General features: G+C 44.3%; 10 protein-coding genes. 6 read left to right on the top strand and 4 right to left on the bottom strand.

The window, feature by feature from the left end:
• Nucleotides 1-1,100: 1,100 nt before the first annotated feature.
• Nucleotides 1,101-3,431: a methyl-accepting chemotaxis protein gene (locus QZY95_RS07220; protein WP_290921322.1), complete on the bottom strand. Its 2,331-nt coding sequence runs from the start codon at nucleotides 3,429-3,431 to the stop codon at nucleotides 1,101-1,103.
• Between the two features lie 340 nt (nucleotides 3,432-3,771).
• Between QZY95_RS07220 and QZY95_RS07225 the strand changes: the two genes are divergently transcribed.
• On the top strand, nucleotides 3,772-5,493 hold the full coding sequence (locus tag QZY95_RS07225; RefSeq protein WP_290921324.1) for a cation:proton antiporter: 1,722 nt from the start codon (nucleotides 3,772-3,774) through the stop codon (nucleotides 5,491-5,493).
• 3 nt (nucleotides 5,494-5,496) lie between these two features.
• Here QZY95_RS07225 and QZY95_RS07230 read toward each other — a convergent pair whose 3' ends face one another.
• From QZY95_RS07230 to QZY95_RS07240, 3 genes are read right to left on the bottom strand one after another with little or no spacing between them, the layout of a single operon-like run.
• A complete protein-coding gene (locus QZY95_RS07230) occupies nucleotides 5,497-6,519 on the bottom strand; it encodes a glycosyltransferase (RefSeq protein WP_290921326.1) in 1,023 nt (340 codons plus the stop codon).
• A 44-nt stretch (nucleotides 6,520-6,563) separates the two neighbouring features.
• On the bottom strand, nucleotides 6,564-7,241 hold the full coding sequence (locus tag QZY95_RS07235) for a DUF47 family protein (protein ID WP_290921329.1): 678 nt from the start codon (nucleotides 7,239-7,241) through the stop codon (nucleotides 6,564-6,566).
• Between the two features lie 37 nt (nucleotides 7,242-7,278).
• Nucleotides 7,279-8,514 (bottom strand): inorganic phosphate transporter, encoded by a 1,236-nt coding sequence (locus QZY95_RS07240; RefSeq protein ID WP_290921332.1) that lies wholly within the window; start codon nucleotides 8,512-8,514, stop codon nucleotides 7,279-7,281.
• A gap of 162 nt (nucleotides 8,515-8,676) precedes the next feature.
• Between QZY95_RS07240 and QZY95_RS07245 the strand changes: the two genes are divergently transcribed.
• From QZY95_RS07245 to QZY95_RS07265, 5 genes are all read left to right on the top strand, one after another.
• On the top strand, nucleotides 8,677-10,473 hold the full coding sequence (locus QZY95_RS07245) for an ATP-binding protein (RefSeq protein WP_290921335.1): 1,797 nt from the start codon (nucleotides 8,677-8,679) through the stop codon (nucleotides 10,471-10,473).
• A 440-nt stretch (nucleotides 10,474-10,913) separates the two neighbouring features.
• Nucleotides 10,914-11,672, top strand: a complete 759-nt coding sequence (locus QZY95_RS07250; RefSeq protein WP_290921337.1) for an ABC transporter substrate-binding protein — start codon at nucleotides 10,914-10,916, stop codon at nucleotides 11,670-11,672.
• 135 nt (nucleotides 11,673-11,807) lie between these two features.
• On the top strand, nucleotides 11,808-12,476 hold the full coding sequence (locus QZY95_RS07255) for an amino acid ABC transporter permease (RefSeq protein ID WP_290921339.1): 669 nt from the start codon (nucleotides 11,808-11,810) through the stop codon (nucleotides 12,474-12,476).
• Between the two features lie 11 nt (nucleotides 12,477-12,487).
• A complete protein-coding gene (locus tag QZY95_RS07260) occupies nucleotides 12,488-13,246 on the top strand; it encodes an amino acid ABC transporter ATP-binding protein (protein ID WP_290921342.1) in 759 nt (252 codons plus the stop codon).
• The gene (locus tag QZY95_RS07265) at nucleotides 13,246-13,914 is read left to right on the top strand and encodes an amino acid ABC transporter permease (RefSeq protein ID WP_290921345.1); all 669 of its coding nucleotides are present in this window, start codon (nucleotides 13,246-13,248) and stop codon (nucleotides 13,912-13,914) included. Before QZY95_RS07260 ends, QZY95_RS07265 begins: the two co-directional genes overlap by 1 nt.
• Nucleotides 13,915-14,113: the final 199 nt, after the last annotated feature.

A 14,113-nucleotide genomic window follows, 5' to 3' on the forward strand; every position in this document is an offset into this window, starting at 1 on the left:
GAAGTTAAGCCGACCATCGCCGATGATACTGCAGGGGAGCCTGTGGGAAAGTAGGTCGCTGCCAAGATTTATTTCGAAAGCCCGTTAGCTATGTAGCTAACGGGCTTTCTTCGTTTCTACATCTAATCAAGACTCTACCAGCTCTCTCCGAAGCCTGTTTATTGGCTGTCTCTTCTCTATTCATTTCCTGCTGCCTTTTTAGCTGCCATGTTAGCCGTCCGGCTTTGGGGAAGTCTTTCTTTATTCTTGTCTCTGTTTTCCACTTTGTACTTTGAGAGACTTATCTTTTTTTAGTTCTCTTGCTATCTCCTAGTGCTTCCTCTCTTTAGCTTTTTATTCCGTTTCATGTTGGGCTGTTTTCTTTCAGAGTTTATTTCAATGTTCTCTACTTGTAGCTCCTTATAAAGTGAGCCAGTTGTTCTGAAGTGGTTAAAGAAGAAGCTTAAACGCAGTCCTCGGATTATGTCTTCGAGCCGCTTCACGGAATATTGTCGGTAGAATGAGCATCAGCAAACGAGGCCAAGATCCGCACGAAAAACTATGCCGTGAATCCTCTCGAAGACACAATCCAAGATCTGCTGGGATTGAGGCTGAGGATGTGGTGTTGGTCAAAACGATATTGTTTATTATCGGTGTATGAATGGACGTAGACTGTGTTGTTCCAGAATGATTAGGTTTTGTGTCGACTGATGTTGTAGCTAAGGAGGGCGTGCCGCTTTAGAATATTGTTCTCCTGTGACGACTGATGTTATTTCGACTGTGTGTTGATCTCTCTAAAGGAGAGGGGGCATAGTACTGTATTGTATCAGCCCTCAGGTTTGCTTGTTACAGAAACTGTGTGTGTCTATACGTTGAGAGCATGGGGTACACTATGTTTATGCAGTTGACTGATGAGTTGGGGATGACATTTTGTTGCAGGGAAGGGGGGCAATCTTTGAGACTGTATGTGCTGAAGAAAGAGCTGATTTGTCGTATGAGCTGTTTTGCAAGTAGGGGAGACGGTGTGATTTGGAGAAAGAATTTATTTCGTACTTGTTGTTCGGGTAGTTGGTTGGGATTGAACTAAAAGAGACAGGCCGGAGCCTGCCTCTTTTAGGGTGTTACTTCATTGCGTAGATGATGTCGCGTAGCTCTTCGAAAGAGTGTTTTACTTCTGCGATTCGTGATGTTGCGTTTTGCATAGCGGAATATGTTTCTTCTGCTATTGTGCCAATGTCACTGGCGGTGCGTGCTACTTGTTCTGTTGCTGCTGATTGTTGTTCAGCAGCAGTTGCAATTCCAGTAACCATTTGGCTTGTTGATTCTGCCATAGTTAATATTCCGCTTAGGGCTTCTTCAGTATCTTTGGCGCGAGATACGTTATTGCCAGCTTCATTATCAACTTTTTGAATTGATTCAGCACAATTCTTTGTTCCGCTTTGAATGGCTGTGACAGCAAGGCCGACTTCTCTTGTTGCTGCCATGGTTTTTTCAGCGAGCTTGCGAACTTCATCAGCAACTACTGAGAATCCTCTTCCTGCTTCGCCTGCTCTTGCTGCTTCAATAGCAGCATTAAGTGCTAACAGGTTTGTCTGATCGGCAATATCGTTGATGATTTCCATTACATTTCCAATTCCATCGGCATGTTCTTTCAGCTTATTGATATCTTCACTCATGTTACCAATGAGTTCCTGAAGTTGATGGATGGATGACATAGATTCCTGAACAATATGCGCCCCGTCATCTGCCTTTTCTTTAGTATCTAGTGCAGTGTTGGCTGTTTGACTGGAGTTAGAGGCAATTTCTTGTACAGTTGCACTCAGTTCTTCAATGGCTGTAATGGTTTCACCCAAATAAGCCTGTTGCTGTTCCGTCCTGTCATTAGATTGTGCAACGTTCTCTGTTAACAGCTGTAATGCTTCTTCTGTTTTATCTGACAGAAGATGTGCCTGTGCAGCAGCGCGTTCAATCTCTTTTTGCTGGAGTTCCATCTGCTTTTGACGTGCTTTAAGTTCAGAAACGTTGTTCCAGAAAGTGATTCCGCCAGTTACATTCCCTTCGTTATCAAAAAGGGCGACAACATCGATTACCAGTTCATATGTTTTACCTTGCGGGTTCACATAGGTGAGATCGACATTGATACGAGGTTGCTTGTCATTCATCACATCGGTGAGAACAACATGCTTTTGTGGATCGTTAAAGAGAAACTTGGAGATATGCCATCCGATAAAGTCTGACTCTTTTCCGTTACGGCCTGTGATTTCAATCATACGCTTGTTACAGCTTTGGACTTCCATGTTGGCATTTACAACGGCATATGGGTTTTGAATTCCCTCAAGAATTCCCTGCATAAAGCTCATCTTATCTTGTAGTTCGCCAATGATGGTAACGTTCATATTACGCAAAGAGTCGGCCAGTGCTCCAAGTTCTGTGGAGCTTTGAAGCGTAAGCTGTGCATCAAGGTTTCCATTTTCTACCTGATGTGCATATTCGCCAATTTCAGAGAGAGGCTTTGTTACAAAAAATCGTGTCAGCAAGTATAGCAGCAGGCCAAGAACAAGAAGCAAGCCTGCCCCTGAATACGTCATGACATACGCTGCATTGCGAGAGCCTGTGGTAATTTCTTTTTTTGACTGGGTTACGCACAATGTCCAATCAAACAGAATGTTTTCTTTTGGAATGGATATGGGCTGAACGAGGAACCGGTAACTTTCCCCTGATTGGTTGTTCGCAAAGAAATTATCTTGGCCGGCTAAGATCTTTTGAATGTAGCCGCTATGTCCTTCCAGCTTCTTTTTTAGAATAAGAGAGGTATCTTTATGGGCAATGAAAATACCGCGTGAGTCAAGGAAGAAGAGTGAACCCGTATCACCGATGGTCGAATGGTTAATGAATTTATTTGTGAAGTAGTCCATCTGCGGGGCAAGAATCAGAGTGCCCACGTGACGTGTATGATCATAAACTGGAATTGCTATAACAAAGATTGGATTACCACGCAGGATGCTGGGGTAAACCTGGCTGATGAAAAATTTCTTACCGGCACGAGAAGCTTTAATAAAACTGCGTTGAGCTCCTCCCTTGCCGATTGTTTTTCCACCTACTGTGTCTGTGAAAAATGTTCCGTCTTTGACTATAGTTTGTTTGCCGTGAACCATCACGGAAAAAGATTTACCATCCGCAGGATGAGCAGCGAGAGGAATGTTTTCATAAAAGCCGTACTTGTCATGAAAGCGCTGAAGATATTTTTGAGCTTTAGCAACAAGTTCTGCGTTTGTTGGATTTTTACATGCTTCGATAACGACTGGTGATGTTGCCAGCAGCTGTGCCAGATTAATTTGAGCCTGAGTCCAATCCTCTAACACGTTGGCGACATTGGTGAGTGCTTGTCTGTTTGCTATTTCATTTTGTGATAATTCAATTTCTTTTTGCGAATCGTGTAAGTAAATATTCACTAAAGTTACAGACAAAAATAAAATGCAAAAAACACATCCGATATAGCGAAACGCTAAAGTCTTCCAAAAATCCATCTTCATACATCACCCCATAAATAATATTCAGTACAGCTTTCAGATCGTTTCAGTTTTCAAGAGATTACTCAGATAATTATATTGATATTCTATATATATCGACAGGTTTACGTGTAAGTTGAGGGGATTTAAAAAAAGTTCCTATTTTAGACCTCATTTAAGCGCAGTAAGCGGAAAGCAAAAACAAACCATTGAGCCAACCTGTTAGTGCAGCTACTATGGACAATTGATATCCTGTTCTGTGCAGCTGAGAAAAGGAAGAACAATGGGGATAGCCACTGATTTAATTACTGTAATGCTTGCAGCGCTTTTGGGCGCGATAATAGCGCGTGCATTAAAACAGCCTTATATTTTGGGATATATTCTCGGTGGAATGCTTGTGGGTCCTTACACAGCCGGACCGACAGTCTCCGGTGACGGGCAGCAAAATATAGAGTTGTTATCTAATATTGGCGTTGCCTTACTTCTTTTTGCATTGGGTTTAGATTTTTCACTGAAGAAGTTAAAACCTGTGCGTGTGATTGCTCTGCTAGGTACTCCCTTACAAGTGGGGCTGACTATGCTCTGCGGGTGGGGAATTGGCTACTACCTGTTAGAATGGTCAAGTCTTCAGGCAGTGTGGTTTGGTGCATTCATGGCGTTTTCGAATACAATGATGATTTTGAAAACGTTAGAAAATCGCGGGCAGATGGGGACATACCTAAGTGCAATCGTGGTGGGTATCCTGATTATGCAGGATATCTGTACCATTCCGCTGCTTGTTGTTTTGCCTACCCTTAGCATGGTGGGTGAAGGATTTATGCCGATTGTATGGGCGTTGGGGAAAGGAGCAGTTTTTCTTGTCGGCATGTTTGTGTTGGGAACACGGTTGATTCCTTGGATTCTCTCAATTGTGGCAAGCGCTCAGTCTCGGGAGTTGTTTATGCTTGCTTCTTCTACCATCGGGTTGGGAGTGGGATACACAACATTTTTATTGGGGTTGTCATTTCCATTCGGAGCGTTCGTAGCTGGTGTGCTTATCAGTGAATCTGATTATGCAAGGCAGGCTCTCGGTGATATTGCTCCAATGCGCGACTTGTTTTGTATGCTTTTTTTCGCTTCGATAGGCATGCTCATCAATTTTGGTTTTATTCTTCATAATATTATTCCCGTCGTAAAACTTACTGTTGCGATTATCCTTGTTAAAGGCATTATTTTCTGGCTTGTGGCCACTGTTTTAAGAATTCGTCAGCAGAAGGCGCTGACATTGGGACTGGGAATGTTTTCCATCGGTGAGCTGTCTTTTCTTTTAGCAAGTATTGCTGAAGAGGCGCAGGTAATCACTGAACAACAATCTTCCTTGATGTTGGCAGCAGCAATTTTGACAATGTTGCTTACTCCGTTGGGGTTTAAAATGTCTCCGGTTGCCTTTAAGTTGTTTAGAAAAGTATTCCGTCTTGAGGTGGTAGAAGCGGAATCATATATTTCAGACGGGAAACGAGACCATGTCATTATTGTCGGAGCAGGAAGGGTAGGCTTTGCTATCGCGAGTATTCTTACTGAATTTTTAATTCCGTTTGTAATGATAGAATATAATCTACCGGCGTTTTTGGCGGCAAAAAAGAAAGGTTTTCCTGTTATCTTTGGTGATGCTGCTGTTCCGGAAGTCTATGACTCTGCAGACCCGCAGGCGGCTCAGCTTACAATTATTACAGCACCGGCAACAACTGGTTGCTTCCCGCTTATAGGCACTATTCGATCTCGGTATGATAACATGGAGATTATTGCGAGTGTAAGCTCTGACGATCAGGTTGAGCAGCTTAAGCAGTGTGGAATTGATGTCATGATTAATCCGGCATTAGAGGCAAGCTTGGAAATGACACGATTAGCACTTGAGCATTTTGATATTGAGGACAAGAATATTGGCAGTATGCTTTCAGCCTATCGTGTAAAGCAATACACAGCTGGGCAGATCTCTCCGCAGTTTTCGGAAGAAGAGACCAGATAGGGGCTATGAAGCTAAAATATGATCTTTTCCAAGTGTATATCCATTAGTGCTCATAAATTCTTCGAGCTGATCATTAGCATCATGGCCTGCGAGGTAGGCAACAGCAAAGCTTGATTCTTTTTCAAGGGTTTCGCGCCCTGTAACCTTCCTGCCGTGTACGATATTTCCTATCTTTTTAGGATCAACGTCAATCCATCCCGCAATAACAACACCGCTTTTCTCTAATAACAATGCTCGTTGGCGGCTGGTTTTACCTGCTCCGAGAATATAAATGTTCTTTTCAGGAGAAACATTACTGTGCAGCCAGTCCGCGAGGTACGGTGTTTTCATTTTATAAAAGTTTTCTGTACTGCATTGCTCACCAGTTCGGGATAGGCGATTGGGTGGATCATTCCAGATAAGAAGTTTTTCTGGAAGCTTGCAAGCCTTGACTCCAAGGGACATCCAGCGAAGCCATAGTTCGTAATCTTCCGGTAAGTTGCCGGTTTTGTATCCCCCGAAACGTTCAACAAGTTCTGTTCGGTACATGGTGCTCGGATGAGCAAGTGGGGCTTCTTGAAACCGCCGTAGAGATATTTCATCGGAGGTGAGAAGGGTGTTTGTCCAGTCCACGTAGCGAGCATACCCACCTGCTGTTTTTCTATTACCGCCAAACTCAACGCAAGTGCCGAGAATGCCGATTTCCTTGTGCCCGTACATAAAAGCAACTTGCTGTGCCAGCCGTTCGGGCATGGAATAGTCATCCGCATCCATACGGGCAATTAATCGTGCTCGTACTTTTGAGAGCCCTGCATTGGCAGCTGTTGCAACTCCGGAGTGCGGGATGGTGAATCCGCGTACTCTTTCGTCTTGAGCCACGTATCCCTTAATAATTTCAAGTGTGAAGTCCGTTGAGCCGTCGTCAACGAGGATGAGTTCAAAGTCCGTAAAGGTTTGTGCCAGAATGCTGTCGACAGCCGTGGCAAGCGTTGTGGCGCCGTTATAGACTGGCATAACGACGGATACGGTGGGGGGAGGTGTGTTCATAAAATAAAAAAAGCCTGTAATGCATAGCAGTACAGGCTTAAGCTTTATCGAACGATCATTGCGCGAAGCATGTCGCTGCAATTCTCAGCGTTGTGGCTCATGTCAAAGAGACAATCTACAAACTTCATCAGCTGATAGACTTCTTTGAAGTCGCGATCAAGGTTGTAGAGTTCAGCCATCAGGTTTTGCTTCATACGGAAAACATCACGCTGCTGTGCGCGGATGCCTCTGAAGTGTTCTTTTGTCTGCTGACGGTTTACCGTAACAGTACCCTGAACAAGATCGATGGTTGCTTCAAGCGCTTCTTTCAACAGTTCAATGGTCTTTGCCACTTCATACAGGTAATCCAGAAGAAGCTTCTGCATGCTTTCTTCAATGGCAAGTCGGTGCATTCCCAGCCAGTTTAACGCTTCCTGACCGGAGTCCAAAATGTTGTCCTGGCTACGTGTGTAGTTGATGAACAACGTTTTATCCACTGGCATAAAGAGGCCGTGTGGAAGGTGGTTACGAATGTTACGTTTAATTTTGTCCGCATGGTATTCAGCCTCATCTACTTCCTGCTGAAGAGAGTAGAATTCTCTGCACGCGCCACCGGTAATGTAACATTCCATGGACTCGTGGATGAGACCCATACCTTTTTCAATCTGCCCGTAGTGCTCGAGCAATCCGCTCATTGGAGTGCGGTCGGATAACATTCCAAAGAATGGAACGCGAAATTTCATTGCAGTTTCCTCCTAAGATTCTACCGGTAAAAAACTTTTAAAGAATCGTCCACCTCAGCAGCTGGAAAATAATAATGCTGCTTAGGGCTGCAATAGGTACAGTAAGTACCCAGTACAGAACGATTTTAAATAAAATTTGGAAGTTCACGGAACCAAAGCCGCGAGCTACACCAACACCAACAATGGAGCCTACAGAGGCATGAGTAGTGGAAACCGGCATACCAAGGTTGGATGCCAGAAGTACTGTGGTTGCTGCGCCGAAATCGACCGCAAAGCCACGAGTATTGTTGAGTGTGGTAATTTTACTGCCTACGGTTTCCATAACTTTGTATCCGAGAACCGAAATACCCAGAGTGATGCCGAGACCGCCTACGATAAGCAACCACAGAGGAACCTCTGCACTGCTGAGCAGAGCGTGATCGCGGGCGATCATATAGATAGCAGCCACCGGACCGATAGCGTTTGCAACGTCGTTGGCGCCCTGAGAAACTGCAACGTAACAGGAGGTGCCCACCTGCATTTTACGGAACAGTCCTTCAACTGCTTCAGACTCTTCGTCGACTTCAGGAATAAGTTTATGGACAAACATTCTGGCTATACACCAGAATATAGCAGTCACAATAGGAGCAAGGTAGGAAGCATCCCACCATGTAAGGTGCAGGCTTTTGCCGAATGGTGTTTTAAACAGGAATGATAAAAACACCAGTGTGAACGTAAGTGCAATCCAGAAAGGAGCCCACTTACGCGCTTGCATAAGCATTTGGCTTCTGAACAGGATTCGTTTGCGGATTGACGAGAAGATTAATCCAGCGATAACAGCACCAAATAATGGTGATACAATCCAGGAAAGGACAACAAAGCCCAGCTTTCCCCAGTTAACCACTTCCGGTCCGCCGACAACAAAGCCAAAGCCGAGAATTGACCCGACAATGGAGTGTGTTGAAGAAACTGGAAGCGCAGTGAGAGTTGCTACGAGAACCCAGAGCCCTGCTGAAAGCAGTGCGGCGAACATTCCGACCATGAGTACTTTAGGGTCGGTGATCATTTCCGGGTTGATAATCCCCTTAGAAATTGTCTTGGTAACTTGAGCTCCAAGAAAAACTGCGCCAGCAAAGTTAAGTACACCTGCAATAAGCACAGCTTGTTTGACCGTGATAGCTTTAGCACCGACAGCAGACGCCATTGAGTTTGCAACATCGTTAGCGCCGAGGTTAAATGCCATCATGAAACCGGCTAATACAGCCAGTACAAGGAAAACAGTATATATATCCATACTTTTGGAGATTCCGATTGTTTTGTTTTCTTTCGCAGCACACCTATGCTTTTGAGCAGGCTGAAAAAGGCAACAGTATTGTCAAAATCAATTCCGCACCGTACTGTCGCGATGTAACATAACAGTCATACAATTGCCACAATGTAGCGGATAATAAATACCATGAACAACTATTCCATCCGTAACAGACTCTTAACAGGCATGTTCCTGTTGCTAATGGTCGCGCTTATCCCTCCGTTTTATTATTTTGATTCATCATTACGGACGGATATCCTTCGTGATGCCAAAGGAAGAGCTGTTACGTATCTGAATACGGTTGCCTGGACGACGCAGGAAAATACTTTTTCCAGCGTACAGGACTTTGACAGTTGGTTAAAGGCTCTTTCCAGTCAGCTTAATGTCAGGGTTACATATATTGTTAAAGGGCAGGTTGTTGCAGATACGAATGTCCCTTATAATGATATTCCTAAGTTGGCTTCTCATGCAGACCGTCCGGAAATTCTGGCTGCACTGGAAGGTAAAACAGGTGTTGAAGTTCGCTATTCAACTACTATAAAAAAAGATTTGATTTACGCTGCACAAAAAGAGATGGGGCAGGGAGTTATCCCGCCCGGTGTGTTGCGAGTCGCTATTCCTGCATCTTCTGCGAGCGAACGCCTGAACAGGTTGGAAGCCGGAATGATGTGGGTTTTTATTTTTACCACCTTCGGTACTGTGTTGTTTGGCTTCCTTGTTACTAGGCCGTTTCTTATTTCCATCGACAGACTCGCCAGTGCAGCTCAATCTATTGGGTTAGGGCAGTATCAAAGACGTATCCGGACATATCCGGGGACAGAGTTTGAGCCTTTAGTTACGGCTATTAATGATATGGCACAGAACATTGAACTGCACCTTCGTATGGTTGTGGATCAAAAGAAGCGTCTTGAGGCTGTTTTTGACGGTATGACAGAAGGTGTAATGGTTCTTGATGAGCGGGGGCGCATTCATTCATGCAATACTGCTTTGAATAACATGTTGAAGTGTGTTGAAGGCTGTGAAGGGCGGACAGTTATTGAAGCAACAATGCAGCCGGATCTTCAGCAGGCAGTAGATGATATTTTGGGGTCACCGATTCCTAAAAATGCCAGCCTTGTTCTGGAGCTTCCGGATTCTGTATATTTAGCTGTAAACCTTGTACCGTTCCGTGACCGGCAGGAAGCCCGCAAAATGGTGCTTGTATTTCATGATGTGAGTGAGAGAGAACAGCTGGAACGGGTTCGACGTGACTTTGTGGCGAATGTTTCTCATGAACTCAAGACCCCTTTGACGAGCATTAAAGGGTATGCGGAAACGCTGATTGATGCTCCGGAAACTCCACATTCTACGGCAGTTAAGTTTCTGAATACAATTCTTCGTAATGCCGACCATATGACAAAAATGGTAAACTCTTTACTCGTGCTTGCCCGTTCTCAGCATAATAAAGATAGCAGTCAGCTTACTGCTGTTGATGGCGGGGCTGTTATTGAGCGTACTGTGCGTGATATGACACCGGCAGCTTATGAAAAGAATATAACCATCGAATATAATATAGAAAGTAGTGATATCTTTGTTGTAGCTGATGAAGACGGATTAACTGAAGTGCTGCGTAACCTTGTTGATAATGCGATAAAATACAGCCCTAGTGAATCAATAGTTTCTGTCGGACTTCACTTACGTGATGGGCTTGCTTCGTTTAGTGTCCGAGATCAAGGCTCCGGTATTCCGGCTGAAAGTCAGAATAGAATTTTTGAACGGTTTTATCGTCTTGAAAATGAAGAGTCTCCTGTGGCTAAAGACGGAAGCGCCGGACTTGGACTTGCCATTTGTCGTCGCATTATTCGATCATACGGTGGTGATATCTGGGTAGAATCACCAATTAATTCGGACACGAATACCGGTGCGGCCTTTATCTTTACGTTAAAAAAGACTCGAAAAGCATAACCTACTAATCTAATACGAATTCCTGAAAACCGCCGTGTTGTCTGACTCGGCGGTTTTTTTACGTACTTCTGAAAAGACGGAAAAGGAAAAATGCAGTGCAAAACGCGCTAAAAGTGTTGCCAGTAGCGGGTCAACCGCATAAAAGGGTGCAGCACAGGCATTGAAGCTTTACTCTTACTTATCAGTTGGAGTGGGCTGTTTGGTGAAACCGCACTATGAAGTAGGGCGCAGCAGGGAGGTTCTCTCTTGCGTAATACCTTTTTAAGACAGGGTATCTCAATACTTACAGCGGTTCGTTTTACCAAAATTGTCTATTTCGAGGTTGCGAGTAAAGCTACTTTCTGCTAGCCAAGATATTTGTGGGTTAATGGGGAAAGCAAATGATTTCATATTGTCATTTGCTTGTGTTGCTTACCTGTCTTGCTAGAAGGAAGAACAAAATGCTTAGAACAACACGTGTTCTTATGTTGGCACTTGGTCTGGTCTTAATGTTCGGCACAGGAGCGTTTGCAGAAAAAACATACATTAACGGTATTGATGCAAACTACCCTCCTTTTGCTTATGTTGACAAAAATGGTGAACCAGCCGGCTTTGATGTAGATTCTTTGAACTGGATTGCTAAGAAGCTCGGTTTCAAGGTTGTTCATAAGCCTATGGAATGGTCTACCATCGTACAGAGCGTTCTCTCTAATAAAATTGATATGGTTTACTCCGGTATGTCCATCACTCCTGAACGCGCTGCAAAAGTAAATTTTTCAGACCCTTACTACACCGTTGCTAGTGTCTATGCTGCTAAAAAAGGTTCCGGCCTTACTGTAGACAAAATACAGCACGATAAAGTACGTCTCGGTGTGCAGTCCGGCACCCCGCAGGTTGAGTGGCTCAAAGAGCACATGGGTAAAGAAAACTGGAACTTCACATTAAAGTTCTATGACTCTGCTCCACTTGCATTCCAGGATGTTATGAACGGCCGTATTCAGGCTGTAGCTATGGACGCGGCTCCTGTTAATGATGCAATTGGTCGCGGTCTGCCGTTGGCTGTAATTGACACTTTTGGTGATCATGATGATTTCGGTGTTGCTATCAACAAAGATAACGCTGAACTTCTTGAGCTCATCAATAAAGGTATCAAAATGCTGAAAGCTGACCCTTACTGGGAAGTTCTCAAAGAAAAGCATCTTAAAGGTAACGACCACTAGTCGGCTTGTTGCCCAGTCATAAAGATACTGTTTCAGCTGAGGGCGTCTCCAATAAAACGCTCTCAGCTTTTTTATTGAGTGCTACTAGGCACACCTAAGGAGGAAGGACAGCCGGAATGGTTTGTCCGACATTGTATGCTAGAACAGTTAGCAGTTGTATTAGACGCGCTGCCATATATTTTACAAGGCGCACTCGTGACTTTGGGAATTGTTGGCGGAGCAATGAGCCTTGGTCTTGTTATGGGGATTCCCATGGCAGTCGGCTTAGTGTACGGGCCTCGATTTGTTCGTTTCATTCTGGGAATCTACGTATGGTTTTTCCGGGGTGTGCCGATTCTGACGCTCATGTTTCTTTTTTACTTCGGTATCTTTGACTTGCTCGGGCTTAATCTTTCTGCTCTTTCTGCCACAGCTATTGTGCTGGGTATGACCAGTGCGGCATATCAGTCTCAGATATTTAGAGGCTCTATTGAGGCATTACCTCAGGGACAGCTTAAAGCTTCCCGTGCGTTAGGTATGTCTGACATGCAGGGAGTCTGCTCCATTATTCTGCCGCAGGCATTACGCTTGTCTATTCCCGGTTGGTCCAACGAATTTTCAATTATTCTTAAAGACTCTGCATTGGCATATGTTGTGGGCGCTATGGATATGTTTACACGTACTCATTTTGTTGCGTCCCGTACGTACGAACATCTTACGCTGTTTATTACCGCCGGTGCAATTTACTTTATAATTACTATGGTGGGCGTAAAGCTGCTGCTCACTCTTGAAAAGAAAGTCCGTATTCCGGGCTATACCACATAAGGGATATATACATGGCAACTCCTATTCTGCAGATGCAAAATATTTGCAAGACCCTTAGCGGGAAAGAAATTTTACGATCAGTTTCTCTGGATATTAATCGCGGAGAACTTAAGGTTCTTATCGGCCCTTCAGGAGCCGGTAAATCAACCTTTTTGCAGTGTATTAACTACCTGCTTACACCAGAGCATGGCCAGATTGTTCTTGAAGGCAATATTGTTGATACAGCAAGCAAGAAAGAGCTCTACAGCTACCGTCAGCAGGTAGGTATGATTTTTCAGGACTTTAACTTGTTCGATCACCTTACAGCACTGGACAACGTGGCAATTGCGCTTCGCAAGGTGAAAGGTATGAGCAAGAAAGAGGCGTTGGATATTGCTCATAAGGAGCTTGACCGTGTAGGTCTTTCCGATAAAGGCAATTTGTACCCTGCAGAGCTTTCCGGTGGTCAGAAACAGCGTGTTGCGATTGCCCGTGCGTTGGCAATGGAGCCTAAGGTGCTGCTTTTGGATGAACCTACTTCTGCTCTCGACCCTGAGCTGGTTGGTGAAGTTCTCTCAGTTATCCGAGATCTGGCAAAAGAAGGGTTAACCATGATTATGGCAACCCACCAGATGGACTTTGCACGTGCACTTGCTGATGAGATTGTATTTATGCAGCAGGGTGAGATTATTGAACGCGGATCTCCAGCCTCTCTTCTTAAGGAAGGTTCAGGTACCCGTACCGCTGATTTCTGTAACAAGCTGTCAGATATGTGTGAGGAGATCGACTAGTGGATCCTTTTTACACAGAACAATTGCTTCCTGCCGTAAACAGAGGGCTATTGATGAGTGTGATACTTATCGTGCCGTCTGCGATTATGGGGCAGCTTTTAGGGATTGGCGTGGGCTGTTGCCGTGTGTTTGGAAATAAGCTTGTTCAAAAGCTCATGGACTTTTACACTGCGCTTTTCCGCGGCGTACCACTTATGGTTCAGCTGTTTATTTTGTATTATGGCTTACCGAAGATTGGTATTTATTTAGAGCCTGCTGAAGCTGCAATTTTAGGATTTACCCTTTGTAGTGGCGCGTATAACTCCGAATATGTTCGTGGTGCGCTCTTATCTATTAGAGAAGGGCAGCTTAAAGCTGCTGCCGCTTTGGGAATGAGCAAGCTGCAAACAGTATTGTGGATTGTTGTCCCTCAAGCATTCCGCAGGGCGCTTCCGGGGTGTGGTAACGAAGTTATCTATCTGATCAAATATTCCTCCTTGGCATATATCATTACATGCATCGAGTTGACCGGTGAAGCACGCGGTATTGCCGCGCAGACGTTCCGATTTACAGAAGCATTTATGATTGTCGGTGCGTACTACCTGTTCCTTGTAACTATTGCTGGCTGGTTGCTTAAGAAATTTGAGCAGCGTTTATACATTCCGGGGTTCGGAGTATTGAAAGGCTAGTGTAGATATTTAGTTAATTGAAAAGACAAGCTGTTCGCAGCTTGTCTTTTTTTATGTGTAGTGTGTTTTTTCATACAAGAGCATTTTGTATAATCTGTTGAGCGCCAATGGCTAGCGTCGTTTTCAGAATCGGTTTGGAAAAATAAAAGCGAAAAATATAAAAAACTTGTTGACGGTGAGAGGCAAAAGCCATAGAACC

Origin of the sequence: Halodesulfovibrio sp. (assembly GCF_015482765.1) — a bacterium.
Lineage (GTDB): Bacteria > Desulfobacterota > Desulfovibrionia > Desulfovibrionales > Desulfovibrionaceae > Halodesulfovibrio.